The sequence below is a fragment of the Azospirillum sp. UENF 211521 genome (genome assembly GCF_058780535.1).
The window spans coordinates 156,022-182,104 of sequence record NZ_JBSNCF010000005.1 but is presented as its reverse complement, the minus strand read 5'-3'; the positions used below and the strand labels follow the sequence as shown (position 1 = coordinate 182,104).

The 26,083-nt window shown below is 67.6% G+C and carries 23 protein-coding genes and 2 pseudogenes; 14 read left to right on the top strand and 11 right to left on the bottom strand.

The genetic code is table 11. From position 1 onward, the window contains the following. Positions 1–17 precede the first annotated feature (17 nt). The 3 genes from ACWPN5_RS30025 to ACWPN5_RS30015 are packed head-to-tail and all read right to left on the bottom strand — an operon-like array spanning position 18 to position 3,820. Positions 18–2,198, bottom strand: a complete 2,181-nt coding sequence (locus ACWPN5_RS30025) for a xanthine dehydrogenase family protein molybdopterin-binding subunit (RefSeq protein ID WP_492299168.1) — start codon at positions 2,196–2,198, stop codon at positions 18–20. Beyond that, on the bottom strand, positions 2,195–3,196 hold the full coding sequence (locus ACWPN5_RS30020) for an FAD binding domain-containing protein (protein WP_492299166.1): 1,002 nt from the start codon (positions 3,194–3,196) through the stop codon (positions 2,195–2,197). The genes ACWPN5_RS30025 and ACWPN5_RS30020 overlap by 4 nt, the downstream gene beginning before the upstream one ends. Positions 3,197–3,199: 3 nt before the next feature. After that, a complete protein-coding gene (locus ACWPN5_RS30015; RefSeq protein ID WP_145684181.1) occupies positions 3,200–3,820 on the bottom strand; it encodes a (2Fe-2S)-binding protein in 621 nt (206 codons plus the stop codon). A 449-nt stretch (positions 3,821–4,269) separates the two neighbouring features. Here ACWPN5_RS30015 and ACWPN5_RS30010 point away from each other — a divergent pair, with 449 nt between their 5' ends. The 7 genes from ACWPN5_RS30010 to ACWPN5_RS29980 all read left to right on the top strand — a co-directional run bounded on the left by ACWPN5_RS30010 (position 4,270) and on the right by ACWPN5_RS29980 (position 10,967). Next, positions 4,270–4,977 (top strand): GntR family transcriptional regulator, encoded by a 708-nt coding sequence (locus ACWPN5_RS30010; RefSeq protein WP_492299164.1) that lies wholly within the window; start codon positions 4,270–4,272, stop codon positions 4,975–4,977. Between the two features lie 42 nt (positions 4,978–5,019). Then, positions 5,020–5,871, top strand: coding sequence for a transporter substrate-binding domain-containing protein (locus tag ACWPN5_RS30005; protein WP_145684189.1), 852 nt, complete (start codon positions 5,020–5,022; stop codon positions 5,869–5,871). A 91-nt stretch (positions 5,872–5,962) separates the two neighbouring features. Then, positions 5,963–6,628, top strand: a complete 666-nt coding sequence (locus tag ACWPN5_RS30000) for an amino acid ABC transporter permease (protein WP_492299161.1) — start codon at positions 5,963–5,965, stop codon at positions 6,626–6,628. Between the two features lie 12 nt (positions 6,629–6,640). Then, the gene (locus ACWPN5_RS29995; RefSeq protein WP_492299159.1) at positions 6,641–7,306 is read left to right on the top strand and encodes an amino acid ABC transporter permease; all 666 of its coding nucleotides are present in this window, start codon (positions 6,641–6,643) and stop codon (positions 7,304–7,306) included. 26 nt (positions 7,307–7,332) lie between these two features. Next, entirely contained in the window at positions 7,333–8,127 is a 795-nt protein-coding gene (locus ACWPN5_RS29990) for an amino acid ABC transporter ATP-binding protein (protein WP_145684195.1), read from the top strand. 92 nt (positions 8,128–8,219) lie between these two features. After that, positions 8,220–9,143, top strand: coding sequence for an aminotransferase class IV (locus ACWPN5_RS29985; protein ID WP_145684197.1), 924 nt, complete (start codon positions 8,220–8,222; stop codon positions 9,141–9,143). A gap of 48 nt (positions 9,144–9,191) precedes the next feature. Beyond that, complete coding sequence (locus ACWPN5_RS29980; RefSeq protein ID WP_492299157.1) at positions 9,192–10,967, top strand: chloride channel protein; 1,776 nt, start codon at positions 9,192–9,194, stop codon at positions 10,965–10,967. Between the two features lie 64 nt (positions 10,968–11,031). Here the strand turns inward: ACWPN5_RS29980 and ACWPN5_RS29975 are convergent, their stop codons facing one another. Together ACWPN5_RS29975 and ACWPN5_RS29970 are read right to left on the bottom strand one after the other, a co-directional pair. Further along, positions 11,032–11,688: a DUF6064 family protein gene (locus ACWPN5_RS29975; RefSeq protein ID WP_492299155.1), complete on the bottom strand. Its 657-nt coding sequence runs from the start codon at positions 11,686–11,688 to the stop codon at positions 11,032–11,034. Next, positions 11,688–12,602 carry an aldo/keto reductase gene (locus ACWPN5_RS29970; RefSeq protein ID WP_492299154.1) on the bottom strand — a complete coding sequence of 305 codons (915 nt, stop codon included), beginning with the start codon at positions 12,600–12,602 and terminating at the stop codon, positions 11,688–11,690. The genes ACWPN5_RS29975 and ACWPN5_RS29970 overlap by 1 nt, the downstream gene beginning before the upstream one ends. A 574-nt stretch (positions 12,603–13,176) precedes the next feature. Here ACWPN5_RS29970 and ACWPN5_RS29965 point away from each other — a divergent pair. The 3 genes and pseudogenes from ACWPN5_RS29965 to ACWPN5_RS29955 all read left to right on the top strand — a co-directional run. After that, positions 13,177–13,895 (top strand): annotated as a pseudogene (locus ACWPN5_RS29965) (IS5 family transposase); the annotation flags it as partial. Between the two features lie 250 nt (positions 13,896–14,145). Then, positions 14,146–14,295 (top strand): annotated as a pseudogene (locus ACWPN5_RS29960) (IS5/IS1182 family transposase); the annotation flags it as partial. Between the two features lie 485 nt (positions 14,296–14,780). Then, positions 14,781–15,383, top strand: coding sequence for a DUF1003 domain-containing protein (locus ACWPN5_RS29955; RefSeq protein ID WP_492299152.1), 603 nt, complete (start codon positions 14,781–14,783; stop codon positions 15,381–15,383). A gap of 18 nt (positions 15,384–15,401) precedes the next feature. Here the strand turns inward: ACWPN5_RS29955 and ACWPN5_RS29950 are convergent, their stop codons facing one another. The 6 genes from ACWPN5_RS29950 to ACWPN5_RS29925 are packed head-to-tail and all read right to left on the bottom strand — an operon-like array spanning position 15,402 to position 22,292. Continuing rightward, the gene (locus ACWPN5_RS29950) at positions 15,402–16,499 is read right to left on the bottom strand and encodes a CgeB family protein (protein WP_492299151.1); all 1,098 of its coding nucleotides are present in this window, start codon (positions 16,497–16,499) and stop codon (positions 15,402–15,404) included. Next, positions 16,496–17,590: a CgeB family protein gene (locus tag ACWPN5_RS29945; RefSeq protein WP_200478080.1), complete on the bottom strand. Its 1,095-nt coding sequence runs from the start codon at positions 17,588–17,590 to the stop codon at positions 16,496–16,498. The genes ACWPN5_RS29950 and ACWPN5_RS29945 overlap by 4 nt, the downstream gene beginning before the upstream one ends. Further along, a complete protein-coding gene (locus ACWPN5_RS29940; protein ID WP_492299149.1) occupies positions 17,587–18,711 on the bottom strand; it encodes a CgeB family protein in 1,125 nt (374 codons plus the stop codon). The genes ACWPN5_RS29945 and ACWPN5_RS29940 overlap by 4 nt, the downstream gene beginning before the upstream one ends. Beyond that, positions 18,708–19,850 carry a glycosyltransferase family 4 protein gene (locus tag ACWPN5_RS29935; RefSeq protein ID WP_200478082.1) on the bottom strand — a complete coding sequence of 381 codons (1,143 nt, stop codon included), beginning with the start codon at positions 19,848–19,850 and terminating at the stop codon, positions 18,708–18,710. Before ACWPN5_RS29935 ends, ACWPN5_RS29940 begins: the two co-directional genes overlap by 4 nt. After that, positions 19,835–21,142 (bottom strand): TIGR04295 family B12-binding domain-containing radical SAM protein, encoded by a 1,308-nt coding sequence (locus ACWPN5_RS29930; protein WP_492299147.1) that lies wholly within the window; start codon positions 21,140–21,142, stop codon positions 19,835–19,837. The genes ACWPN5_RS29935 and ACWPN5_RS29930 overlap by 16 nt, the downstream gene beginning before the upstream one ends. Positions 21,143–21,179: 37 nt before the next feature. Further along, positions 21,180–22,292, bottom strand: coding sequence for an NAD-dependent epimerase/dehydratase family protein (locus tag ACWPN5_RS29925; protein ID WP_492299145.1), 1,113 nt, complete (start codon positions 22,290–22,292; stop codon positions 21,180–21,182). Positions 22,293–22,604: 312 nt separating this feature from the next. On the opposite strand from ACWPN5_RS29925, the gene ACWPN5_RS29920 reads away from it, so the two are divergent. Genes ACWPN5_RS29920 through ACWPN5_RS29905 form a run of 4 tightly spaced genes read left to right on the top strand, consistent with a single transcriptional unit; the run spans position 22,605 to position 26,048 of the window. After that, positions 22,605–23,708 carry an inositol-3-phosphate synthase gene (locus ACWPN5_RS29920; RefSeq protein WP_492299143.1) on the top strand — a complete coding sequence of 368 codons (1,104 nt, stop codon included), beginning with the start codon at positions 22,605–22,607 and terminating at the stop codon, positions 23,706–23,708. Positions 23,709–23,716: 8 nt separating this feature from the next. Then, positions 23,717–24,313, top strand: coding sequence for a histidine phosphatase family protein (locus ACWPN5_RS29915; protein ID WP_307833644.1), 597 nt, complete (start codon positions 23,717–23,719; stop codon positions 24,311–24,313). Next, positions 24,310–25,125, top strand: a complete 816-nt coding sequence (locus tag ACWPN5_RS29910; RefSeq protein WP_492299141.1) for a TIGR04290 family methyltransferase — start codon at positions 24,310–24,312, stop codon at positions 25,123–25,125. The genes ACWPN5_RS29915 and ACWPN5_RS29910 overlap by 4 nt, the downstream gene beginning before the upstream one ends. Next, the gene (locus tag ACWPN5_RS29905) at positions 25,122–26,048 is read left to right on the top strand and encodes a beta-xylosidase (RefSeq protein ID WP_492299140.1); all 927 of its coding nucleotides are present in this window, start codon (positions 25,122–25,124) and stop codon (positions 26,046–26,048) included. Before ACWPN5_RS29910 ends, ACWPN5_RS29905 begins: the two co-directional genes overlap by 4 nt. Positions 26,049–26,083: the final 35 nt, after the last annotated feature.

Below are 26,083 nucleotides of genomic sequence, written 5' to 3'. Positions count from 1 at the left end.
CGGTTGGGCGAGGGGAGCTAGAGCAGGTCTTCGATGCGGATCGGCAGATGCCGGATCCGTTTTCCGGTCGCGTGGTGGACGGCGTTGACGATGGCGGCGGAGGCGCCGACCATGGCCACCTCGCCGAGCCCCTTGACGCCCGATATGTTCAATCGGCTGTCCGGCTCGTCGATGAAATCCACGTCGATGGCGCCGATGTCGGCGTTGACCGGCACCACATACTCCGCAAGGTCGTTGTTGAGGACGCCGCCGAACCGCGGATCGCTTTCGGCGGCTTCGCGCAGGGCGGCGCCGATGCCCCAGACCACGCCGCCGCGGACCTGGCTTTCCGCCGTGCGGCGGTTCATGACCCGCCCGCAATCGGCGACGCTGACCACCCGCCGAACGCGCACGCGCCCCGTCGACGGCTCGACATGGACCTCGGCGAAATGCGCGATCCAGCTGAAGGCCAGGAAGTCGGGGTATTCGGGACCGGTCACCACGGGCATGCCCCGGCGCAGCTGCTCGATCGCCTGCCGGTCCTTGCCGAGCGGCAGGGTGTCCACCGACACCTCCAGAAAGGGGCGCCGGGTCCGGGCGAGCTGGGCATGAACGGGCTCGTCCGTCAGCGCCGCCCCGGTCAATTGGGCCAGTTCCTCGCGCAGCTTCAAGGCGGCGGCCCGCGCCGCCGGCGCCGCGCTTCCGGCACCCCAGGAGCCCGCGGTGAGGTGCTGGGGGGCGTGGCCGGTGTCGCCGATCCGGATGTCGAGCTTGCCGGGGTCCACGCCGAGAACCTCGATCAGCTCCGCGGCGATGACGCTGCGCAGCCCCTGTCCCATTTCATGGCCGGACGTCGCAATTCGGCATTGGCCGTTGGCCGAGAGGCGGAGCGTGGTGACCGAGGGCGTCATCGCCGCCTTGTAGCTGCCGCAGGCGACGCCGAGGCCGATGCGGTCGCCGTTGGCGGCGACCAGGGCGCCGGGCTCGCTCGTCCATCGGTCCCAGCCGAACAGCGCGGCCCCGCGCGTCAGGCAGGCGGCGAGATGGCGCGAGGAGAAGGGCTTGCCGGTGAGCGGATCACGCTGGGTGTCGTTGGCGAGGCGCAGCGCGACGGGGTCCATGCCGAGCGCCCCGGCGAGTTCGTCGATCGCGCATTCAGTGGCGTAGCTGGCCGGATGCTCGTGCGGGGCGCGCTGGTGCCCGGGGGTCTGGGTGTCGACCCGGACGATGCGCTCGCGTCCCAGCCACGCGCCATAGCCATACAGGCGCGGTGGATTGGCGCCGTGATCGCTGGCGAAGCCGTCATACCGGCTGTTCTGCTGCACCGTTTCGTAGATGCCGGCGAGCAGGCGGCCATCGCCGTCCGCGGCAAGCCGGACGCGATGCCGGCTGTGCGGGCGATAGGACGCGGTGTGGAACAGCTGGCCCCGCGGCATGACGAGCTTGACCGGGCGGCGCAGCAGCAGGGCGGCGCTCGCCACCAGCACGCTCTGCTCCTGGACGCCGTTCTTCTGGCCGAACCCCCCGCCCGTGTAGGGGCTGACACCGCGCAGCGCCTGCGGCTCCATCCCCATCATGCCGGCCAGACCGCCGGCAAAGGCCGCGGCGGACTGCGTTCCCTCGTAAATCCGCAGCGTGCCGTCCTCGAACGCGGCGGTGGTCGAGATCAGCTCGATGGGGTTGTGATGCTGCTGGGGGTGTCGATACTCCACATCGACGATATGGGCGGCGTTGGCGAAAGCCGCCTCGGCGTCGCCGGACGCCTGCTGGCTGACGGGCTCCGGCTCCGGGGTGGCAAGGCTATCGTCCATTTCCGCGCTGAACGGTTCCTCGGCGTAGCGCACCGTCACGGCTTCGGCGCCTTCGACCGCCGCCTCCAGCGTTTCAGCGACCACCAGGGCGACCGGCTCGCCCCGATGGCGGACCTGCGGGCCGGTCATCGGCTGGTAGCCTTTTCCCGGCTGTCCATAGGCGCCGCGGGCTGCGGGCGTCGTCCGGATCTGTGCGAAATCACCATGGGTGAAGACGCGCACGACACCCGGAACCGCCAGGGCGGCGGCGGTGTCGATGGACAGAATCTGCCCCTTGGCGATCGTCGCGGGCACGGTCATCGCGTGGAGCAATCCGGGAAAGGGCTGGTCGGCGGCGTATAGCGCACGGCCGAGCACTTTTTCGTGGGCATCGATCCGGGGGCGGTCGGCGTTGCGGTTCGGCGTCATTGACTCTTGCTTCCGGCGGTGATGAGGGCGTCGGCGAGGGTCCGTGCGCCGAGTTCGATCTTGAACGCGTTGTGGCGGCCGGCGCGGGCGTCGGCGAAGGCCGCTGTGGCCGCCGCCAAGGCTCCCTCGCGATCGAGCGTGCGACCGCGCAGGAAAGCCTCGGCCGCGCGGGCGCGCCACGGCACGGTGGCCACTCCGCCGAGCGCCACATGCGCCTGCCCCACGCGGTCTCCGTCCATCTCCAGCGCCACCGCGGCGGAAACCAGCGCGAAGGCGTAGGATTCGCGGTCGCGCACTTTGAGATAGACGGAGTTCCGGCCGGCGGCGGTCTTCGGCACCGCGATGCCGGTGACGATCTCTTCGCGGCCGATGGTGAATTCGAGATGAGGGGTCTGGCTGGGCGGCCGGTAGAGTTCGGAAATCGGGATCACCCGCGTTCCGTCGCGGCCCTGCAGCTCGATCGTGGCATCCATCGCCATCAGGGCAACCGGCCAGTCTCCGGGCGACACGGCGTTGCACGCCTCGCTCGCCCCCAGCACCGCCTGCGACCGGTCCAGCCCGCCAAGCGCGGCGCAGCCGGAGCCCGGCTCGCGCTTGTTGCACGGGTAGGTGCCGTTCACGCCGTTCCTGAAATAGGGGCAGCGCGTCCGTTGAAGCAGGTTGCCGCCGACGGTCGCCATGTTGCGCAGTTGCTGGGACGCGGCCTTCGACAGGCTCTCCGCCAGCACCGGATAATCGCGGCTCACCACCGGATCCTCGGCGACATTCGCCATCAGCGCGGCACCACCGAAAAACAGCCGGTCGCCGTCGGTGTCGATCCGGTCGGCGCCTTCCAGATCGGCGATGTCGATCAGATGCGCCGGCCGCTCGATGCCGAGCTTCATCAGGTCGTAGAGATTGGTGCCCCCGGCGATGTAGCGGGCGCCGTCGCCGGCCGCGACGAAGGCATCGATCGCTTCACGGGCCGTCCCGGCGCGGACGTAGGACAAAGGCTTCATGGCTCAGCTCCTCTCGATCTGGGGAGCGGCCTGCTCGATCGCCGCGACGATGCCGACATAGGCGCCGCAGCGGCAGATGTTCCCGCTCATGTACTCCTTGATCTGCTCCGGCGTCGTGGCGTGCCCCTCCTTGACGCAGGCGATCGCGGCCATGATCTGGCCCGGCGTGCAGTACCCGCATTGCAAGGCGTCGTGGTCGATGAAGGCCTGCTGCATGGGATGAAGACCGTCCGCCCCGGCGATGCCTTCGATCGTCGTCACGTCACGGCCGTGGGCTTTGGCGGCCATGGTCAGGCAGGAGGCGATCCGGCGGCCGTTCATGTGGACGGTGCAGGCGCCGCATTGGCCGTGATCGCAGCCCTTCTTCGCGCCGACGAGGCCCAGCCGTTCGCGCAGCAGGTCCAGCAAGGACGCCCGCGCATCGATGTCCAGCGCCGCCGGACGGCCGTTGACGCGGAAGGAGACAGGGACGGTCACGCCGTTCTCCGGCGAGGGCTGCGGGCCGGCCTGTTGGGCGAGCCCGGTGGTCGGCAACATCGCTCCGCTCAAGGAGATGATGGTCCCGGCCTTCAGAACCCGCCGGCGGGTGGTTTCGAGACGGTGCTTGCCTTGTGAGTTCGGCATCTGAACTCCCTCGATGATGGCATCATGGTGATCGCCGGCCGCGTGCGGGACAGGGGCCGTGGGATCGCAGAGCAATGAGAATGGTTCGCGACCACCGGGAGAATAAGGCGCGTTGTCCTGAGCGGACTGGTAAGCTGTTCTTTGCAATTGACGATGAGTCCCCGCGGAAGCGGTTGAGGCCAAGCCAGCTTGGAAAGGGTGCCTCGCGCGATGCGATCACCACGGAATTCCTTCTTCCGATCAATGGTATAGGCACTAGGGAGGCCAGCGCCGGAAGTTGTCGTGAAGCGGGCTTCTCCACCGCGTTCGGGAAAAGGCAGCAGCGGCAGGCCTGTTCCGGTGACTACGGATGGGATGATCACATTCGTGTGATGAGGCCGGCGTCGCCGGTTGACTCCCAGCAATCCATACGGCAGATTGTCAACAATCGACTGATGACGGTGGACGGAATGACCAAGGGCAGGGCAGGGGAAGCGGTTTTGGCGCGGGTGCCGAAATCGACCTTTCGCGCCCACATCGCGGACGGGTTGCGGGCCGCGATCCTGAATGGCGACATCGAGCCGGGGGCCCAACTCGTCGAGACCGCGCTGGCCGAACAATTCGGGGTCAGCCGCGGCCCCTTGCGCGAGGCCATGCGGCAGCTCATCGACGAGGGGCTGCTGGTTGCCGTGCCCTACACCGGGACGCACGTCGTCGGTCTGTCGGTCGATGACGTGCGCGAGATCTATTCGATGCGCGTCACCCTGGAGATCTTCGCCTTCGAGCAGATCTGGGCGCGGCGCGAGCCGGCGTTCCGCCAAGGTCTGGTCGCCCGCCACGACGCGCTCACCGCCTGCATCGACGCCGAGGACGATGCCGCCAGCATCGTCGCCGAGCTGCAGCTGCACGGCTTCGTCTACGAGGCGACCGGGCACAAGCTGCTGCTCAGGACCTGGGAAAGCATCCGCGGACGCCTGCAGCTCTATTGGGCGGCGCACCACCGGGCGCACGGCATCCGCGGGCCGCGCCGCGACGGCCACGACCGCTATGTGGCGATGGCGCTCGCCGACGACTTCGATGCGCTGAAGGCCGAAATCACCGACCACATGGCCCGCGGTGGCCAGCAGACCGAGGCGTTCCTGCGCAACCGGGAAGCCGGTGCCGTTCACGGCCCCTGACCGGACCCATAAAAGACGACGCACAGACAGAGGAGGCTTACGATGACCATCAACCGGGGGACCATCGACCGCAGGACCCTGCTCGGCCTTGCCGCGGCCGCCGCTGTGGGGCTGTCGGCTCTGCCGGCGCTCGCCGCTTCGCCCTCCACGCTGGACCGGGTCAAGGAGAGCAAACGGCTGCGCATCGGCGTGACCTCCGCCGAACCGTGGTTCTTCAAGGACCCGATGACCGAGACCTGGACCGGCGTCGGCGTGGCGATGGGCCAGCGGCTGGCCGCCAGCCTCGGCGCCACCCTGGTTCCGGTGGAGACGACCTGGGCCAACGCGGTGGGAGCGCTGCAGGCCGACCAGATCGACCTGATGTTCGTCCTCGACCCGACCGAGGAGCGCCGCAAGGCCATCGACTTCCCAGAATCACCGCTGTTCTACTACGCCATGGGCGCCCTGGTCGCCGCCGACTCCCCCATCAAGGCCTGGGCGGACATCGACAAGCCAGGGCTGCGCATCGGCGTGACGCTGGGCACCTCGCTTGACAAGAACGTCACGGCGATGGTGAAGCAGGCCGCCATCAACCGCTTCTCCAACAACGACGAGACCATCGCGGCCTTCGCGGCCAAGCGCATCGACGTCGCCGTCCAGTTCCATCCGGCGCTGGTCGTCCAGCAGACCCGCCTGCGCCTGGGCAAGGTCATCCTGCCGGAGCCTGTGGAGCCGGTGGCGACCAGCGTCGGCCTGCGCAAGGAGGAGAATCCGGCCTTCCGCGACTGGCTGGACGGGCAGCTCAAGACCCTCTACGCCGAGGGGGTCCCCGACCAGGTGTTCGCCGCCTACCTGAAGTCGAAGAACGTCGACGCGTCGAAGATCCCGGGCCTGATCAAGGAAGCCTGGCGCTGACCGTCCGAGGCGGCGGAGCGGGTCCGCCCCGCCGCCGTCCCGCTCCGCATCGGGCCGCAAGCCGCGCAAAGGACAGCGACAAGGACGCCGCATGACCTACCAATGGGATTTCTCGCCGGTCCTGATGAGATGGCCGCTGCTGCTCGACGGTCTGTTGAACACGGTCAAGATCGCGGCCATCGCCATTCTCTTCGGCGTCATGGTCGGGCTGGTTCTGGCGCTGCTGCGGCTGTCGCCGCGGCGGTACCTGCGCCTTCCGGTGGCGGTCTTCGTCGAGTTCTACCGCAACACCCCGCCCATCGTGCATTTCTTCTGGTTCTTCTATGCCCTGCCGGTGGTGCTCAACATCAGCCTCGACCCGCTGGTCGCCGCCGTGCTCGCCCTGTCCACCCAGTCCGGCGCCTTCTATGCCGAGGTGTTCCGCGGCGGCATCCAATCCATCGAGCGCGGCCAGTGGGAAGGGGCGAGGGCGCTGGGCATGTCCCACACCCAGCTGATGCGGCGCATCGTGCTGCCCCAGGCGGCGACGCGCATGATCGCTCCCTTCGTCGAGCGTTCCTTCGAGCTGATCAAGACCACGGCGCTCGCCTCCACCCTGGCCTATGGCGAGCTTCTCTATCAGGCGATGATGGTGAACAGCGAGACCTTCCGGCCGCTGGAGGTCTACACCGCGGTGGCTCTGCTCTATCTGGTCCTGCTGGTCTCCTGCAGCGCTCTGGCCCGCCTCGCCGAGGCGCGGCTGGTCGCCTACCGCTGAGGAGGCGGCGCGATGGAATACAGCTTCGACTTCGCGCTGGTGGTCGAGACCTTCCCGATCCTGATGCGCGGCTTCCTGGTGACGCTGCAATTGTGGTTGCCCAGCCTCGCCATCGGGTTGGCCGCCGGCTTCCTGCTGGCGCTGGCCCGGCTGGCGCAGAGCCGGCTCCTGCGCGGCGGCAGCCTCGTCTACATCGAGCTGTTCCGCGATACCCCGGTGCTGATCCAGCTCATCTGGTTCTACTACGCCTTCCCGATCCTCATCGGGGTGCAGCTGTCGCCCTTCACGGCCGCGCTGCTCGCGCTGGCGCTGAACACCTCCGCCTATGGGGCGGAGATCTTCCGCGGCGGCATCCAGTCGATCGCCCGCGGCCAGTGGGAGGGGGCGAAGGCGCTGGGCATGCGGCACGCCGACGTGCTGCGCCGGATCATCCTGCCGCAGGTCTTCAAGCTGATGCTGCCCGCCTTCACCAACCGCGCGGTCGAAGTGGCCAAGATGTCGTCGCTGGCCTCGGTCCTGTCGGTTCACGAGCTGATGTATCAGGGCCGGCTGTTGAGCTCGACCTACTACCGGCCCTTCGAAATCCTCACGACGGTGGCGGTCGTCTATTTCGTCCTGATCTATCCGGTCACCTTCCTGTCGATGACCCTCGAACGCCGCATGGCCGGCAAGGGATGACGGTCATGCAAGCGGAGCCCCTCTCCATGCCAGAATCCACCCTCCCGCCGCCCATCCTCCAGGTGTCCGGCCTCCACAAATGGTTCGGGTCGCTGCATGTGCTGCGCGGGATCGATTTCTCGGTGGCGGCCGGCGAGCGCGTCGCCATCATTGGCGGCAGCGGGTCGGGGAAGAGCACCTTCCTGCGCTGCCTCAACTTCATGGAGATGCCGACGGCCGGCCGGATCGCGCTCGACGGCACGCCGCTCGGCCGCGCCGCCGCCGGAAGGCCGGACGAGGTGCGCTATCCCGAGGGCGAGCTGTGCCAGGTCCGCGAGCGCGTCGGCATGGTTTTCCAACAGTTCAACCTGTTCCCGCACATGACCGTGCTGGAGAACGCCATGGAAGGCCTGGTCACGGTCAAGCGGATGAAGAAGGCGGAGGCGCGCGAGCGCGCCCTGCGCGAACTGGACAAGGTCGGGCTGGGCGGCAAGACCGACGTCTATCCCGGACGCCTGTCCGGCGGCCAGCAGCAGCGGGTGGCCATCGCCCGCGCGCTTGCCATGGAGCCGGAAATCCTCCTGTTCGACGAACCGACCTCGTCGCTCGACCCCGAACTGGTGGGCGAGGTGCTGCGGGTCATCCGCCAACTGGCGGAGGAGGGCAGGACCATGCTGCTGGTCACCCACGAGCTGGGCTTCGCCTATCATTTCGCCACCAAGGTGATCTTCCTCGCCGACGGCGTCTTCCACGAGGTCGGGACGCCGGACGAGGTGCTGAAGCATCCCAGGCAGGAGCGCACGCGCGCGTTCCTGGAGCGCTTCACCGAATTTTCCTTCTGATCCTTCGGATTGATCTTCCTCCCGGACATCCGGGAACACGCGGCGCGGGGCGGGCCGGCAGGGCCGGCCGCCGCCGGGAAAGGACACATGTGATGGTATCGAACAGCGCGGTCAGCCGGACGAGTTCGCAGGGCTATGTCGATGACACCCGCAACGACGAGGTGCTGATCTACGTGAACGGCGCGTTCTTCAAGCGCGACGAGGCGAAGGTCTCGGTCTTCGACGCCGGCTTCGTGCTGGGCGATGGGGTGTGGGAAGGGCTTCGCCTGGTCAAGGGCCGCATCCTGGCGCTCGACGACCATATGGACCGCCTGTACGAGGGCGCCAACGCCATCCAACTCGACATCGGCATGACACGCCAGGAGCTGGTCGTGGCGATCCAGGCCACGCTCGACCGCAACGGCATGACGGACGGCGCCCACATCCGCCTGATGGTCACCCGCGGCCGCAAGAAGACGCCCAACCAGGACCCGCGCTTCGCGCTCGGACAGGCGACCATCGTCATCATCGCCGAATACAAGGCGCCGAAGCCGGAATCGAAGGCCAACGGGCTGACGCTGCTGACTTCGACCATCCGCTGCAGCGGCCCCGACGTCTTCGACCTGCGGCTCAACTCGCACAGCCGCCTCAACTTCATCCAGGCGCTGATCCAGGCGATCAACGCCGGGGCCGACGAGGCGCTGATGCTCGACCCGCACGGCTTCGTGGCGAGCTGCAACTCGACCAACTTCTTCATCGTCCGCAAGGGGGAGCTCTGGACCTCGACCGGCCGCTTCAACTTCAAGGGCATCACCCGCGCCAAGACGATCGACCTCTACCGCAAGGACGGCGGCACGGTGCGCGAGCACGACTTCACCTTGGCGGAGGTCTACGGGGCCGACGAGGCCTTCGTCACCGGAACGCTGGGCGGCATCACGCCGGTGGTGCGGGTCGACGGCCGGCGGATCGGCGACGGCAAGCCGGGGCCGGTCACCGCGCACATCGCCGACCTGTACGCCCGGGCGATGCTCGGCTGACGGCGGGGCCGTCCTGACTCCCCATCGCGCAAGGGGGCGCGGAGGCGCATGTTCCAATCGCTGAGGGCCAGGCTGCCCGATCCGGACCAGGGGCCGGGCGTCAGGGCTCCCGCCTGGCTGCGCGCCTTCGTGCGTGGCGACGAGATCTGGCTTGTCGTTCTGGCGGCCGGGATCGGGATCGTCGCCGGCGGGCTCGTCGCCGCCATCGTGGCGGCGATGCAGTCCGCCCACCACGTCCTGTTCGCGGTGGAGGGGCACGACGTCAGCGGGGCCGCCGCCGTCGACCCCTGGCGGGCCGCGCTGGTCCCGGTCGCCGGCGGGCTCCTGATGGCGATGCTCGGCTGGCTGCTCGGCCGGTTGCCCCGTGTCCCCATCATCGATCCGGTGGAGGCCAACGCGCTCCATGGCGGCCGCATCCCCATCCGGGGAAGCCTGATTCTGGTCCTGCAGACGATGCTGTCCAACGGTTTCGGCGCTTCGGTCGGCATGGAGGCCGGCTATGCCCAGGCCGGCGCGATGGTGGCGTCCAAGCTCGGCCGCATCTTCCATGTCCGGCGTGCCGACCTGCGCACGCTGGTCGGCTGCGGCACGGCGGCGGCCATCGCGGCGGCCTTCGACGCGCCGCTGACCGGCGCCTTCTACGCTTTCGAGTTGGTGATCGCCAGCTATTCGATCTCCACCCTGGCCCCGGTGGGCGTCGCCGCCATGACCGGGGTCGGCGTCATGCGGCTGATCCTGCCCCAGCCGTCGCTTCAGGTCGGTTTCGCCGGCAGCCTCGGGGCGGCGGATTACGCGCTGGTCTGCCTGATGGGCGTGCTGTGCGCCCTGCTCGGCATCGCCATGATGCGGACGGTCGGGCTGGTGGAGGCGGTCTTCAACAAAAGCCGCGTTCCGCCGTGGGCCCGTCCGGTGGTCGGCGGTGGCTGCATCGGGCTGCTCGCGCTTGCCACGCCGGCGGTGCTGTCCTCCGGCCATGGCGCGCTGCATGCGGGGTTCAACGCCTACTACACGGCGCCGGTGCTGCTGGGGCTGATCGGGTTGAAGGCGCTGGCCTCGGCGATTTCCATCGGGTCCGGCTTCCGCGGCGGGCTGTTCTTCGCCTCGCTGTTCCTGGGGGCGATGCTGGGCAAGTTGGTGGCCATCGGCTGGATGCTGGCGGTCGGGCTGACCATCCCGGCGGTGGTGATCGGCATCGTCGGCATGTGCGCCATGGCCACCGCGGTGCTCGGCGCACCGCTGACCATGGCCTTCCTCGCGCTGGAGGTCACCGGCAGCCTGCCCCTGACCATCGCGGTTCTGGCCGCCGCGGTGGTGTCGTCGATCACCGTCCGGCGGGTCTTCGGTTATTCCTTTGCAACCTGGCGCTTCCACCTGCGCGGCGAGTCGATCCGCAGCGCCGCCGACATCGGCTGGATCCGCGAGCTGACGGTCGGGCGCATGATGCGCAAGGACGTCCGCACCGTGCGCGCCGACCAGACGCTCGCCCAGTTCCGCCGCAACTTCCCTTTGGGTGCGGCCCAGCGGGTCATCGTGGTCGATCACGCCGACCGCTACGCCGGGATCGTCTTCGTGTCGGATGCCCACCGTGACATGACCGAGGCGGAGGGCCTCGCCGACCTCATCCGCCTGAAGACCGACGTGCTGCTGCCCAACGTGAACGTCCGCGAGGCGATGAAGACTTTCGCCGCGGCGGAAAGCGACGTGCTGGCGGTGGTCGACGGCACCGACCGGATGCGGGTGATCGGGCTGCTCACCGAGCAGCACGCGCTGAGGCGCTACAACGAGGAGCTTGACGGGCGGCTGCGCGAGGGCGGGCTGCTGTGACGGGGGCCGTGGACCCAAGCCCGGTCGGCCGGCCGGCCGCCATAGCCACCAGCGTCGGTGCCGGTCAAGCGGTGCGCCGGCGTGGGACGGGAACGAGGGCGATCAGCACCGCCCCGAGAAGCGCCCACTGCTCCCCGGCGCCCATGCCGTGCAAGGTCGCCCAACCGGCGAGACACCACGCCACCGGCACGGCGAGCAGCAACCAGGACCACCGCCCCTGCGCCATCATGACCAGTCCGATGGTGGCGATCGCGGTCGGATCCGGTGTGATGCCGAAGACCTCGGCTCCGTGCAGGGGGCGCCCGGCGAGGAGCGCCGCGAACGGGTGAACGGCAAGCGCATAGAGGAACAGCGCAAGCCCCAAGGGCGCCCGCCCCACCCAAGAGAACGACCAGCGAAGCCGGCCTCCGATCAGGGCCAGCAGGACGGCCTGGAGCGCGAAGAGCGGCGCCACATAGGATGCGGCCCAATGGATCGTGGCGTAGCGTTCCCACAGGAAGCTCCAGGCCAGCCATGCCCATAGGACGGAAAGGATCCCCGCGATCGCCCGGTGCGACCAGGGGCGGGGGCGGACGAGCCACAGCAGGATGGCTGTGCCGAGCAGAATCATCAGGACATGCGCCGGCCAGAGCGTCTCGTTGTGCCGTTCGATCAGCCGCCAGTAGGTGCGGGGGCTGAAGAGCAGAAAATCCTCGGTCGAGTAGGTCCACCATTCCGGCATCAGAGGCCTCTTACGTAATCGGCCATGCGCCGTCGCATCGCGGTGTCCGGCATCGGCCCCGCCATCGCGGCCATGTTCTCGCGCACGTGCGCGACTTGGCTGGTCGCCGGGATGGCCACGGTGACGGCGGGGTGGGAAATGATGAACTTCAGGGCGAACTGCGCCCAGCTCGATGCGCCGGCGTCGGCGGCCCAGGAGGGCAGGGGATGGCCCGACAGCCGGCGGAGCAGCACGCCCTGCTGGAACGGGCGGTTGACGATGACTCCCATTCCGCGCTCCGCGGCCAAGGGCAGGATGCGTTCCTCCACCTCGCGGTCGACGATGTTGTAGCTGAGCTGCACGAAATCGAGCGGTTGCCGGCGCATGATCTCCTCGAACAGGTCGTGGCGCCGCCCTTCCGACGTCGTGATGCCGACGTAGCGGAGCTGACCCGCTTCCTTCATGGCGAACAGCGTTCTGAGATGCTCCTCCCAGGACAGCAGGTTGTGCACCTGCAGAAGGTCGAAGCGCGGCACGTCCCACAGGCGGCGCGACTCCTCGATCTGCGACGGTCCGCGCGAGGCCGAGGAAATCCAGACCTTGTCCGCGGCGAACAGCGGGACGGCCTGTCCCAACGATCTGAGTCCGTCGCCGATCACCGCCTGCGAGGAGCCGTACATGGGCGAGGAGTCGATCATCCGACCCCCCATTGCGAAGAAGGCCCGCATGACCGCCGCGCACTCCGCACGCAGTTCGGCGTCGTCGCCGACGTTGAACGTAATCCAGCTGCCCAGGCCCACGGAAGGAACGGCCTCTCCCGAGGATGGAATGCGCTTAACCGCCGCCTCCGCGGTCTGCGCCTGGACGCGCAGCGGTGTCATCAGGGCGGCCCCGGCCAGAACACCCTGCAGAACGGCGCGTCGTGTCGCTTTCATGCTTCCTCTCTCTTCCTTCCCGTGCCGCGTCCTTCCGACGGCTTCAGCTCCCAGACGCGTCGAAACGCGTGGGCCGACCGGTAAGGCTTTTGCGCCGTGCCGGTGCGGAAGGCGCCAAACCCTCGGTGAGATCAGGTGAGATCGAACGTCCCTTTTCCAATGGCAACCTGAGGGCACACGGAATATGCGGTCCCGCCGCCGTCATTTCGACGGGTCGGAGATCGGATTGACGCCCGACCTCTTGATCCGGTCGGCCATGCCCTTGTCGGTTTCATCCGGAGTTTGGTTGCAGCGGGGGCTCCCGGATGGGCTCGTAGAGCGGATCACGCAGTGAGTTCCTGAGGTCGGTTGGTAATTGCCGTGGCCAACGCCATTGTCTACAATTCCTGAAATGCATTTTCTCACGTATTCAGATGAAAATCTGCGTGAACATTATTTTGAGGAAAATTTCGAGACCTTCATCAAGAAGGCCTCTGTTGTCCACAAAGACGGCCAGCGTGTTTCCGGCAAAGGCTGATTAATGTGCGACCATAAGAGTGCGTAACAAAACCGGCTGGGAGCGGTTGGTAGGGGCATGGCAACCCCTCTTGTTTGCGACGCCTTGTGGGCGATCATCGAACCTCTGATCCCGCCGGAGCCGCCCAAGCCAAAAGGCGGACGGCCCCGGTTGGACGATCGTGCGGCGTTGACCGGCATCCTGTTCGTGCTGCGCACGGGCATCCCTTGGGAGCTCCTGCCGGAGGAGATGGGCTGCGGCTCGGGTATGACCTGCTGGCGGCGTCTGCACGAGTGGCATCGGGCTGGCGTGTGGGAACGGCTGCATCGTGTGCTGCTCGACCGGCTCGGCTATGCCAACGCCATCAACTGGGATCGTGCGGCGGTGGACAGCGCCAGCGTCCCGGCAAAAAGGGGGGTGAGGAGACCGGCCCGAACCCGACGGATCGCGGCAAGCCGGGCTCCAAGCGCCACATCCTCGTCGATGCTAACGGCATCCCGCTCGCCCTGAGGATCTCGCCAGCCAACCGGCACGACAGCAAGCTGCTGGAGGCGCTGGTCGATGCCGTGCCGGCGATCCGCCAGTGTGCGGGCCGGCCCCGGCGGCGACCGGCCAAGCTGCATGCCGACAAGGGTTACGACTTCGCTCACTGCCGGCGGGCGCTGCGCCAACGAGCGATCATTCCGCGGATTGCCCGGCGTGGCGTCGAAAGCAGCGAGCGCCTCGGCCGATACCGATGGGTGGTCGAGCGTACGCTCGCTTGGTTTGCCCGCTTCCGCCGCATCGCCGTCCGCTACGAACGGCGCGCCGACATCTTCACTGCCTTTCACCATATCGCGGCCGGCCTCATCTGCTGGCGCTTCGTCCAGAGATGGTTCTGTTAGGCGCTCTTATTCCATGCCGATTCACAATGACGCCCATCCGCGGCACCGGCACGGCTGAATTGGCAGGGGATGGGAGCCTCGAGGTCGAAATCAGCATCCACCACGGCGACGAGATCCGGCTCAAGGCTCATCGCTGGTAGTTTTTCAGCAGCCTGATAAGGGCGAAACGGCGATGGCCCGCTACAAGGGCATCCTCGGTGACCGCTTGCACGCCCGGACCCTGCCCGCCCAGCAAGCCGAGGCCATGATCGGCGTCACCGCCCTGAACCGCATGCTCGAGACAGGACGCCCGGTCTCGGTTCGCAAGGCGTAACCAGCGGTGGACAGGACGAACAGACCGACCGTCCGCTTCCGTGCACCAACGCTACTACGTGGGGCACTTTTCGCCAGCCCGACGGCGCAAAATATCGTGCCGTCGGGCTGGCGAAAAGTGCCCCGCCTGCTGTTGACGCCGGAAAAGGGGGCGTAAATTCGGACGTTGAAACGATCACTCGTGAGAAAAAGGGGCAGCCTCCGCCCGATGTTGTGGTGAGCAAGTTCCGGTTCGCCGGTTGGTTGACCGGGCTGAAAGCCATGCCGCGGTCCGTCGGTCGGCGGTGCCGGTCACCGACAATCTAACGCTGCACAATCCCTTTTCCCGGGGGGATCTGAAACTGTCCCAGGCCAAAGCCTCAACTACCTCCCGCAACCGGTGGGCGACATCGAAAGCGCCATTGAGCGCAGCCTGTGGGTCGACCGCAATCCCAATCTTGGAAGAGGAGCGAAACGAAAACGATTCACTTAAGCAAGGCAGACGCCATGAACGCACAACCGCCCCAGCATGGCGGAAATCGCGCGGAGAAGTCCGCAAGCCCACCAACCTACCCGCCACCATCCCCTGGCTTGAGTGCTGTGTTCGAACGGAACATCCAGGCGCTGCACCAGCGCAGGGAACGGGAGGAGGTCGAGGCGACCGTGGAGGAGCGGATCGCTGATGCGATCACCCGCTTCACCGGCAGCATGACATTCGTTTATCTGCATTTGGCATTCTTTGGTTTCTGGATCATCGCCAACCTGGGGTGGGTGCCCGGCGTTCCGCGCTGGGATCCCTCCTTCGTCATCCTGGCGATGATCGCGTCCGTGGAGGCCATCTTTTTGTCCAGCTTCGTGCTCATCAGCCAGAATCGGATGTCCGAGGTCGCCAGCAAGCGGGCTGATCTCGATCTGCAAATCAGCCTGTTGGCGGAGCACGAAATCACCAAGTTGACAGCCCTGGTGTCGTCCATTGCCGATCACATGGGGGTGAAGACGGACGTTGACTCCGATCTGGACGTCATCAAGCAGGATGTCGCCCCCGAAGCGGTGCTTGACCAGATTGAGGCTAAGAAGTCTTCGAAGAAGCCCGCGGACCGGGAGCCATGACGGACCGTTTGCGCCGCCTTACTGGAAGGGCAGGGCCGTACTGGTGCCGCGGCTGGCCCTTCGCATCGCGCATTTCAGTTCCCGTTCCAACGTGTCCGCGCGATGCGCGGCGGTGTGGTGTTCCAGGATTCGCCGCCGGGCCCTTGCGCCCATTGCTTGGCGGGTGTTTTCGTCCAATTGGTGAAGGGTGTGCAGAACGTCGCCCGACGTATGGGCGAAGATGATCTCGCGATTTGGCTCCAGCAGCGCGTCCAGGCCGTCCCAACAGTCGGAGATGATCGGAGTGGCGCAGGCAGCGGCCTCGAACAGCCGGACGCTGGGGCTGTGGCCGGTGCGGATCATGTCCTCGCGCGTCACGTTCAAGGTGAAGCGGCTGGCCGCATAGAAGGCGGGATGCTCGGCTGGAGGAACATGATGCCGACGTTCAACATTTCCGGGCCAAGCGATCCCGTCGGGGTATTGCGGACCGGCGACGACGAAGCGCAGCGACGGCACACGCCGGGCCGGCTCCAGCAGCAACCGCTCCAGCGTCGGTTGCCGGTCGGGGCTGTAGGTGCCGAGATAGCTCAGATCCCAGCGCTTGGGCATAGGCAGGGGCACGTAGGCGTCGGCATCCACGGAGCAATGAAGCGCGCGCGCCGCCGGAGAGCCGTAGCGGGATTGCAGCCGCTCCAGCGTCGGTCCGCCCGTGAAGGAGAAATACACATCATAGCCGGGAATGAGGGCAGGGGAGAGATACTCCTCGTCGCCGCGTTCCAGCTTCGCCAGGGTCACCGGCGTGTCGATGTCGTAGAAGGCGACGATCCCCTGCGCGGTTTCCTGCGCCCAGCGGCCGACGGTGACGCCGTCGGGCACGTAGGAACCGACGAGCACCGCGTCGGCCCCCTCGACCATTCCGGCCCACCGCCGCAGGTCGGCAAGGTCCTCGTAGAAGGCCAGCCGGCAATAACCGGGATCGGCGAGATCACGATTCTGCGCGTACCAGGGAACGTCGCGCTCCAGGAACAGGATGTCGTGGCCACGCGCGGCGAACGCCTTGAGGAGGGCGCGGAAGGTGGTGGCGTGGCCGTTGCCCCAGGAAGAGGACAGGCTCAGCCCCAGCACGACGAGCTTCACGCCGCGCTCCTTTCCCGCAGCGCCGCCAGGGCTTCGCGCAGCAACACGTCGACCTCCGCGCCGCGCCGTGCGTAGGTGTGTTCCGCAAGGGTGCGCCGCCGCGCGGCATCGCCGATGGCGCGGGCGCGGGCCGGAGTGAGGGCGCGCAGATGATCGGTCACGTCCTGGCCGTCGCGGGCGACGAGGATCTCCTCGTCCGGGGTGAGGAACAGTTCGACCCCCGTCCAAGCGTCGGTGATCAGGCAGGCCGCCGCTCCGGCAGCCTCGAACACCCGCGTGGCGGGAGAGAAGCCGACCTCGGCCATGCTGTCGCGGGCGATGTTCAGAACCGCCAGCGCCGAGCTGTTGAAGGCGTTGTGGTCGGCGGTGCCGACATGGCCGATGTGGGTGACGTTGGCCGGCAGCCCCTTCGTCTCCCAGCCGCTGCCGCCGATGGTGTAACGCCCCTGCGGGTTGCGCGCGGCGGGCTCCAAGAAGAAGCGCTCCACCCGCTCCTCGCGGTCGGGCAGCCGGTTGCCGAGAAAGCTGAGATCGGCGGCGAAGCGCGGTTGGGGAGGTGCCGGCTGGTGCGTCGCCGGGTCCAACGCGTTGTAGATGGGGCGGCACAGGCGGGCGCCCATCGCCTCGTAGGCCGCGACCACCGGCGGGCCGCCGCCATAGGTCAGCACGGCGTCGATCCGCGGCAGCCGACGGCGCAGGGGATGATCCGGGGCTTGCCGAAGTTCGGCCAGGGTGGCGGGAGCGTCGACATCCCAATAGACACGCAAAGCGTGGGGACCGGCGGCATCCATCACGCCATCGAGCAACTCGTCGTCGAAGACGCCGACGCCGTTCGCCTTTACCACCACGTCGGCCTCGGCGGCACGGGCGATCACGGTGCGGCAGGCTTCGGCGGTGGCCTCGTACACCACGACGCTGGCCCAGCCGGGCGGCTCGATGTCACGGTGCCTCTGGCGGTCGAAGGCGTCCGGTTCGTAGAAGGTGACGTCCCAGCCCCGCTTGGCGAGTTCGCTCAGCATGCCGCGATAGTAGGTGGCGGCGCCGTTCCAGTAGGAGGAAAGCAGGCTCGAACCGTAGAAGGCCATCTTCATCGGACAGGCTCCAGCATCGAAGAGGGGGCGGGCGTGCCGGCCAGAGCGGCGGCGATGGCGAGCAGCTCACGGGCGCGGTGGGCGCAGGTGTGGCGGGCGCGGATCGTTTCCAGGCCGTTGCGGACCAACGCGCCTCGGAGGTCGGCGTCGCCGTCCACGGCGCGCAGATGGGCGGTCATATGGGCCCCGTCGCGGGCGACCAGGAAATCCGTTCCCGGCCGGAACAGACCTTCGCAATCGCTCCATGGCGCGCTGACCAAGGGGATGCCGCAGGCCAGCGCCTCGAACACGCGGATGGTCGGGATGCCTGGCAGGGATTCGACGTAGAAACGGCGCGGCACATGGACGGTGACCCGATGGCGGGCGAAGGTCGCGGGCGCGCGGGCGTTGGGCAGCCAGCCCTTGTAGGCGATGCCGTGCCGCTTCAGCGTCGCCAGGGCTTCGGTGGGATAGCGCACGCCATAGACGTCCAGAGCCAGACCCGCGGCGCGGGCGGGAGCGAACAGAAAGCTCCCCAGCTCCTTCGTCCGCTCGCCATCACCCCAATTGCCGATCCACACCGCTCCGCTGCGCCGCTCCTCCCCGGGCAGCGGGTGGAACAGCCGGACGTCGGCGGCTTCGTGCCAGACGAAGACCCGATCCTCCCAGCCCCAGCGCCGGTACACGGCGGCCAGGGTTTCGCCGAAGGCCAGGACGCCATCATAGCCGGAGAGATCGAAGGCGGAGATGGCTTTCGGATCACTGACCGCGCGATGGTGCGTGTCGTGGAACAGCAGGAGAAAGCGACCGCCCTGCGCCCGCGCCCGGCCCACCGCCGCGACCAGAGCCGGGTCGTTCCATTCATGGACGATGACCAGATCGGCCCCCTCGCACAGCGCCGCCGCGTCGGTGCCGGCCGTGAAGGTCAGCGAGGTCAGGTCCGGATAGGCGGTCCGGTAGGGCGCCAGCCCCGCTTCGCCATGATCGGCCAGCAGGTTCCGCAGACTCCACGCGCCCTGCGGCTCGAAGACGCGGACCTCATGGCCAAGGGTGATCAGCTCCCTCAGGACGCCGCGCAGGAAATGGGCGTTGCCGTGGTTCCAGCAGGACGCCAGCGAATGGGTGAAATAGACGATCCTCACGCGACGGCCTCCTTGCGGGAGGGGGTGGAGGTGTGGCGGGCCAGGACGTTGCGGTAGAGACCGCGCATGCCGGAGGCCATCGACTCCATGCCGTATTGCCCGGCTTTGAGCCGCGCCGCCTCGCCGAGGCGCCCGGCTTCCCCCGGATCGTCCAGCAGGCGGCGGATCGTGGCGGCGAGGGCTGCGCTGTCCCTCGGCTCCACGAAGAGTGCGGCGCCGTCCCACAGCTCGCGGAAGGTCGCGATGTCCGACAGCACCAGCGCGCAGCCGGCCTGGGCGGCTTCAAGCACCGTCAGGCCGAACGGCTCGTAGAGCGCGGCGGAAGCGAAGACCGGTGCCCGCGCCAGCCACGTCGCGACCGACGCCGCATCCAGACGCCCGAGCGCCGCGGCGTGACGCAGGGTCCGGCGATTCCCGCCCGGACCTTCCAGCGAGCCGGCGGCGACCACCGGCACCGTCAGCAGCGCCGCCGCCGCGTCCAGCGTTGCGATGTTCTTTCCATCGTCCCACAAGCGTCCGGCGGTGAAGACGAGACGCTCCCGTCCGCCCGGCCCACCGCCTGGAGGAGGACGGCGTCCGTTGCGCACCACCACCGGTGGCGGCAGACCATAGGCGGCGGCGGTGGCCTGCGCGAAGGCGGCGCTCGGCGCCGCCAGCGCATCGCAGGCTTGGTATCCCCGCTCCAGAACCTCGATCCGCCAGTGAAAGTCGCCCGGCAGGGCGCCGCCGCGCAGGGTGGCCCACCACGTCGCCAGACAGGAATGGCAGACTCCCACGACCGGAACCGTGAACCCGGCGTCCGCCGCCAGGGCCGGGCTGTTGAGGTGGACGAGATCCACATCCAACCGCCGAGCGAGCGTTCCCAGCGCTTCTGCACCGCGCCGGATCGCGGCCGGATCTTCCGCCATCCAGTCCAGCGGGAGGCCGGTGTCGATCAATTCCAGGCCGGGGATGGCGCGCGCCGCCGCGGTCTGGTCCTCCTGCGGTGATGGCCCAAGCACCGCCAGGGTGACGCGCAGGCCGCCTGCCGCCAGTTCCTGCGCGAGGTCGAGCGCGTAGGTCCACACTCCACCCACGCTGTCCGCCGTCATCAACAGATGGGCGGGGGCTGCTGCCGGGGGCATCACCGGCAACCGCATGCGGCCTCCAGCTCATGCAAGGGCAGGGGCTCCTCCTCCTGAATGTCGCTCAGTCGCGCGAACTGGCGCAGATAGTGCTCGTGCGTCCTTTCCCATGCCCGGTCGTCCGGTTCGCCCCACAGGCGGCGGTAATCGGGCGAAGCGGGGTAGGGGTAGAGCGGCACCGGATCGTTGGCCCAGACACCGGCACCGCGCAGCCTCTCCCGCCATCGCGCGACGAGCCCGGCGTCGTCGCCGGCCATGGCGATCAGGTTGGCCTGGACGAAGGGCACGCTGCGCCGGGCGTGGATCAGGCGGTCGGCCAGTGCGTCGGTGCTCATGCGGCAGTTCTTGTCGAGCGCCGCGCGGCCCTCCTCGGTCAGGCTTTCCACCCCCGCCTCGATCGACACGCAGCCGGCGGCCCCCAGGAGGTCCAGCAGGTCGGGCTTCCACAGGTCGATGCGGGTCTGGATGCCGAACTCGACCAGACGCTCCACCAGCGCTTCCAACAGATCACGGCGGGGCAGGAAGATCTCGTCGATGAAATAGACGTAGCGCACGCCGACGGCGGTCAGCCGGTCGATCTCCTCCAGAACGATGGCGGTATCGCGGCGGCGGTACTGGTCGCGGAAGTCGATCTTGGCGCAGAAGGAACAGGAGTAGGGGCAGCCGCGCGACGCCTCGACCTCAGCCCCCGCGCCGAGCGGTTCGGTGCCGTAGCGGTGGTGATGGTGGGGGTGGCGCTCCAGCCATTCGGCGGGCCAGGACAGCGCCGGCAGATCGACGAAGCGGCCGGCGTGCGGGACGCCGGTGACGACGGTTCCGCCGCCGCCGCGGAAGGCCAGCGCCGGAACGCCGTCCAACCCTGGCTGGCCGGAATCCAGGCGGTCGGCAAGCCGTTTCACGACCTCCTCGCATTCGCCCCGCACGATGACGTCCACGCCCAGCTTGTCCAGGGCTGCACCGGGGGTGGTCGATCCGTGCGGACCCACCGCGACGGTCCGGCCGCCGCGTCCATCCAGCGCCAGCAGGAAATCACGGGGGATGCGCAGCTCCGGCGGGGCGCAACGCCAAAACAGGTAGGTCGGCGCGGTCGTCACCACGGTCACGCCGGGTGCGAAGCCGGCGACCCGATCCGCCAGTTCGCCGTTCGACAGTCCCGTCAACGGCCCGTCGAGCAGCAGGACCTCGTGTCCGGCCTGCTCCAGCAGCGTCTTGCAGTAGCCCAGTTCGAGGGGAAGATGCGGCTCCCGGCAGCCGAAATAGATGCTGTGCGCGAAGGCCCAGGCCGGGTTGACCAACGCCACACGCATCACGTCGCCTCCACCGAGGCCGGTCCGGACCGGCGGTTCATGCCACCAGCCCCCGCGCTTCGAGTTCGCTCCGGGCCTCGGCGACGCGGTCCTGCGCCTCCTGCCGGGCAACCCATTCGGCGAGTTCGGCCAGCCCCCCGGCGAAATTCTGCCGCGGTTCGTAGTTCAGGACCGTCCGCGCTTTGCTCAGGTCAGGGATGTTGTGGCGGATGTCGCCGGCGCGCGCTTGGCCGGTGATTTCCGGCGTCAGGTCTGGCCGGCCCATCGAGGCGGCCTGGAGCCGCGCCACCTCCTCCACGGTGCGGTCCTCTCCGGACCCGATGTTGAAGACTTCGCCATTGGCGGCCGGTTGGTCGAGCGCCAGCAGGACAGCGCGTGCCACGTCGCCGACATGCACGAAGTCGCGCCGCTGACGGCCATCCTCGAAGATCATCGGCCACTGACCGTTGGCGATGCGCGAGGCGAAGATCGCCAGCACCCCGGTGTAGGGGTTCGACAGCGCCTGCCCGGGGCCGTAGACGTTCCACAGCCGCAACGCCGCCCCTTCCATCCCGTACTGGGCGGTAAGCGTCAGGGTCAGCCGCTCCTGCACGTATTTGCCGATGGCGTACACGGACCTGAGGGCCGGGCGCTTGCTCTCGGGCGTGGGGACGGGGATCAGCGGCCGTCCATCGTAATCGAGCGGGTCCCAGGAGCCGTCCGGGTTGCGCGGGCCGCGCACCACATCCTCCATCGGCGTGCCGTCGGCGGTCCGGTACAGCCCCTCGCCGTAGATGCTCATCGAGGAGGCGACCACCACCCGGCGGACCGGTCGGTCGATCAACCGCTGGAACAGCACGGCCGTCCCGTGGTCGTTCACCGAGGTGTAGCGGTCCACCGCGTACATGCTCTGGCCGACACCGACCTCGGCGGCGAGATGGATTACGCAATCCACTCCCTCCAACGCCCGACCGACCATGGCCTCGTCGCGTATGTCCCCGATCAGCAACTCGACGTCCGGGTCCAGTTCGTCGGGCCGCGTCCGGGTGGGATGGACCTGCGCGATCAGACTGTCGAGAACCCGAACCCGGTCGCCGCGGGCGAGGAGTGCCCTGGCGACGTGGCGGCCGATGAAACCGGCGCCACCGGTGACAAGAACGGATTCTCCCACGAGCCCCTCCGCTGATGGACAGTGATGTCTATGTCAGCTATTTTTGGTTGTGTTAGGTATGTATAAAATTGCCAGCAATTGCCACGATTCTTCTTTGAAAAGAAATACAGCTTTTCACTTGCATGCGTGAGACATCGCTATGTTCGCTTCGTGAAAAGAAGCGCGATCACGTCAATGTTAACATCGCCGTTGAACTTTCAGCACCTTATCCAAAGGGCGTGGTCAGATTGGACGATCTTCCAGCAATTATTTTTCCAAGATACAAATACCATTCCGGTCCATTAAGATAATTTTCGGGACAAGGAGAATTTCGTGACTGGGAAAAAGCTGCGGGTGGCGATTGCCGGTGTCGGAAATTGCGCTTCATCCTTCGTGCAAGGTGTAAGCTATTATGCCGATGCTCACGCTAACGAGCCGCCACCCGGGCTGATGACGCTCGATCTCGGTGGCTATCGGGTCAGCGACATCGAAATATCCGCCGCTTTCGATGTGAACGCCACCAAGGTCGGACGGGATTTGTCCGACGCTATCTTTGCCCCTCCGAACAACACGTGCCGCTTCGCAAGCCCGTGTGCTTCGGGGGTGCACGTGGAGCGCGGTCCGACACTGGACGGCATCGGCCGCTATTTGGCCGATGACATTGAGGAGTCGGGGGAGGCACCGGTTGCCATCGCCGAGTCCCTACGCCGCTCAGGCACCGATATCCTGGTGTCTTATCTGCCGGTCGGTTCGCAGCGGGCCACGGAGTTCTATGCCGAGCAGGCGCTGGAGGCCGGCTGCGCCTTCGTCAACTGCATCCCGGTCTTCATAGCCTCCGACCCGGGTTGGGCGAAGCGGTTCGAGCGGCACGGCCTGCCGGTCATCGGCGACGACATCAAGAGCCAGATGGGTGCCACGATCATCCACCGCGCGCTGGCGAACCTGTTCCGCGAGCGCGGCATCCGGCTCGACCACACCTATCAGCTGAACTTTGGCGGCAACACCGACTTCAAGAACATGCTGGAACGCGAACGCCTGGAATCGAAGAAGATCTCGAAGACCCGTGCCGTCACCAGCCAACTGGACGTGCCGCTCGACGCGGACGACGTCCATATTGGTCCCAGCGATCATGTGCCCTGGCTGGCCGACCGGAAATGGGCGCACATCCGCCTGGAGGGCACCGCCTTCGGGGGTGTGCCCCTCAGCGTGGAACTGAAGCTGGAGGTCTGGGACAGCCCGAACTCCGCCGGCATCGTGATCGACGCGGTGCGCTGCGCCAAGCTGGCGTTGGACCGGAAGATGGCCGGGCCACTGATTGGACCGTCGAGCTACTTCATGAAATCGCCTCCCGAGCAGTTCACCGACCATGAAGCGCGCGACCGCACATTGCGCTTCATCGCCGGCGAGGCAGCGGCCGGCCCGCGCTTCCGGGCGTGAGCGGCGGCGTGGAAACGATCCTGGTCCTGCTGCGTCACGCGTCGCATGACCGGCTGGGCTCCGTGTTGTGCGGACGCATGCCCGGCGTGACGCTCAGCGAGGCCGGCCGGCGCGAGGCCGACGCGCTGGCCATCACAGTGGCGCGTCACCGGTTCGCCGCCGTGCTGTCCAGCCCGTTGGAACGCGCCGTGGAAACGGCGGCCGCCATCGCCGCGTCACAGGCCTTGGCCGTGGAGGTGGACGAGGATCTCAACGAACTCGATCTCGGTGCCTGGGCCGGCATGCGCTTCGAAGACCTGCGCGGCCACCCGGCTTGGAATGTGTGGAACAGCGCGCGGTCGCACGCGCGCCCACCTGGGGGCGAAACGATGCTGGAGGCTCAGACCCGGATGACGCGCTGCATTGAGCGGCTGCGCCACCGGTACGCTGGCGGGACCGTCGCGCTGGTCAGCCACGCCGACGTCATCAAGGCGGCGCTGTCCCACGCCTTGGGGCTTTCCGTGGACTTCCACGCCCGTTTCGAGATCGCTCCGGCATCCCGCAGCGTGCTGATCGCCGGGGAATGGGGCCTGAAGGTCCACAGCATCAACGAGGCGGCGGAATGACGAATCTGACGACCGATCAAATCCGCGCCCGGGTCGCCGCGCTGGGGGATTGGTTCCACAACATCGATCTGAACGGCGTCAGCACCGCCCCCGACCACTTCCTGCACGATTACCCGAACGTGAAATGGCGACGGTTCGCCCATGCGGTCCCGGAGGATCTGAGCGGCCTGACGGTGCTCGACATCGGCTGCAACGGCGGCTTCTACTCCATCGAGATGAAGCGGCGCGGCGCCGAGCGGGTGGTGGGAATCGACTTCGACGACCGTTACCTCGCACAGGCGCGCTTCGCCGCCGAAGTGACCCGCCAGGACATCGAGTTCCGCAAGCTGTCGGTTTACGACCTCGCGTTGCTGGGGGAGCGGTTCGACGTCGTCTTGTTCATGGGGGTGCTTTACCATCTGCGCCACCCGCTGCTGGCTCTCGACCTGATCCACGAGCATGCCGCCTGCGACCTGATGATCTTCCAATCGATGCAGCGCGGCTCCGAGACGGTCGAACCGGTGGGCACCGATTACGATTTTCGCCAGCAGGACCATTTCAACGCGCCAGGCTATCCGAAGCTGCATTTCATCGAACACCGGTATTCCGGGGACTGGACGAACTGGTGGGTCCCGAACGCCGCCTGCGCCGAGGCCATGCTGCGCAGTGCCGGCTTTCGGGTCGTCGAGCATCCGGAGCAGGAGGTCTATGTCTGCCGACGCGCTCCACGGCCGACGGAGGCGGGCGCCGTCTATCCCGCCCTGCCATCCACCGCCGCACCATCCGCCGGACCGGCACCGGCAAACCACGCCAGGACGGGAAGCCAGGGATGATCGAAGCCGCCAAGATCTGGAACGAGCCCAACAACAAGTCCCACTGGAATCCCGATCTCGATCCGGAATGGGATCTGTTCGCCCGCATGACGATCCTGTCCGGACAGGCGATCCGGGCGGAGAATGGCGCGCTCACGCGCGTGTTGGGCGGCATCTCGCCCATCGATCCCTCCTTCATCCGACGTCTGGACGAGCGTGGTGCGCTGGACCATGTGGATGTGGTTGCGGTGCATGGCTTTCCGCTCGACTGGAATCTTTGGCAGATCCGGGAATGGCCGGACAAGATCGAGGAGATTCGCGCCGTCACCGGCAAGCCGGTCTGGGTGACGGAGGCCGGCGTTTCGTCCTTTGGTGCGGAGGAGGTGCAGGCCTGGGGCGTCACCCGCACCGCGGAGCTGCTGATCGGCCGGGTTCCGCGCATTCACTGGTACAGCCTCTATGACCTGCCCAGCGCCTGGGAGGCGACGACGCGCCACAAGGAGGCGGAGGGCTCCTCCTACTACCGTCATTTCCACATGGGGCTGCTGCGGGCGGACGGCACGCCCAAGCCGGCGCTCGACGCCTACGCGCCCTACGCGGCCGAGATGGGGATTTGCCAGTGGTTCCACTTCGAGGATCACCGGCTGGACGAGGCGGTGGCCTGGATGAAGCGGTTGGGTGTCCGGCACCTGCGCACCGGCCTGTCCTGGGCCGACAGCTTCCGGCCGAACGCGCTCGCCTGGTTCGACCGTCAGATGGAAGCGCTGGCCGATTTCGATGTCACCATAACCTTCTGCTTCACGCCCGAGCATCGTGGAATCGAACCGCACCACACCAGCCCGCCCCAGGTCGCCGAGGAGTTCGCGGATTTTTGCGCCGCCATGGTCCGCCGCTACGCCAGCACCGCTCCGGCCGCGCCGTTCCCCCTGCTGGCGTTGGGATAGGAGGCGGTAGGCTAAGACACTTCGCCGCGCGGAGC

Coding starts and splice junctions, on each gene's coding strand:
- ACWPN5_RS29980 (WP_492299157.1), top strand. CDS start 9,192: ATGTTCCAATCGCTGAGGGCCAGGCTGCCCGATCCGGACCAGGGGCCG.
- ACWPN5_RS29930 (WP_492299147.1), bottom strand. CDS start 21,142: ATGCGTGTGGCGTTGGTCAACCCGGCCTGGGCCTTCGCGCACAGCATC.
- ACWPN5_RS29935 (WP_200478082.1), bottom strand. CDS start 19,850: ATGCGGTTGCCGGTGATGCCCCCGGCAGCAGCCCCCGCCCATCTGTTG.
- ACWPN5_RS29995 (WP_492299159.1), top strand. CDS start 6,641: ATGGAATACAGCTTCGACTTCGCGCTGGTGGTCGAGACCTTCCCGATC.
- ACWPN5_RS29945 (WP_200478080.1), bottom strand. CDS start 17,590: ATGAAGATGGCCTTCTACGGTTCGAGCCTGCTTTCCTCCTACTGGAAC.
- ACWPN5_RS29905 (WP_492299140.1), top strand. CDS start 25,122: ATGATCGAAGCCGCCAAGATCTGGAACGAGCCCAACAACAAGTCCCAC.
- ACWPN5_RS29985 (WP_145684197.1), top strand. CDS start 8,220: ATGGTATCGAACAGCGCGGTCAGCCGGACGAGTTCGCAGGGCTATGTC.
- ACWPN5_RS30005 (WP_145684189.1), top strand. CDS start 5,020: ATGACCATCAACCGGGGGACCATCGACCGCAGGACCCTGCTCGGCCTT.
- ACWPN5_RS30025 (WP_492299168.1), bottom strand. CDS start 2,198: ATGACGCCGAACCGCAACGCCGACCGCCCCCGGATCGATGCCCACGAA.
- ACWPN5_RS29970 (WP_492299154.1), bottom strand. CDS start 12,602: ATGAAAGCGACACGACGCGCCGTTCTGCAGGGTGTTCTGGCCGGGGCC.
- ACWPN5_RS30000 (WP_492299161.1), top strand. CDS start 5,963: ATGACCTACCAATGGGATTTCTCGCCGGTCCTGATGAGATGGCCGCTG.
- ACWPN5_RS30010 (WP_492299164.1), top strand. CDS start 4,270: ATGACCAAGGGCAGGGCAGGGGAAGCGGTTTTGGCGCGGGTGCCGAAA.
- ACWPN5_RS29975 (WP_492299155.1), bottom strand. CDS start 11,688: ATGCCGGAATGGTGGACCTACTCGACCGAGGATTTTCTGCTCTTCAGC.
- ACWPN5_RS29955 (WP_492299152.1), top strand. CDS start 14,781: ATGAACGCACAACCGCCCCAGCATGGCGGAAATCGCGCGGAGAAGTCC.
- ACWPN5_RS29990 (WP_145684195.1), top strand. CDS start 7,333: ATGCCAGAATCCACCCTCCCGCCGCCCATCCTCCAGGTGTCCGGCCTC.
- ACWPN5_RS29910 (WP_492299141.1), top strand. CDS start 24,310: ATGACGAATCTGACGACCGATCAAATCCGCGCCCGGGTCGCCGCGCTG.
- ACWPN5_RS30020 (WP_492299166.1), bottom strand. CDS start 3,196: ATGAAGCCTTTGTCCTACGTCCGCGCCGGGACGGCCCGTGAAGCGATC.
- ACWPN5_RS30015 (WP_145684181.1), bottom strand. CDS start 3,820: ATGCCGAACTCACAAGGCAAGCACCGTCTCGAAACCACCCGCCGGCGG.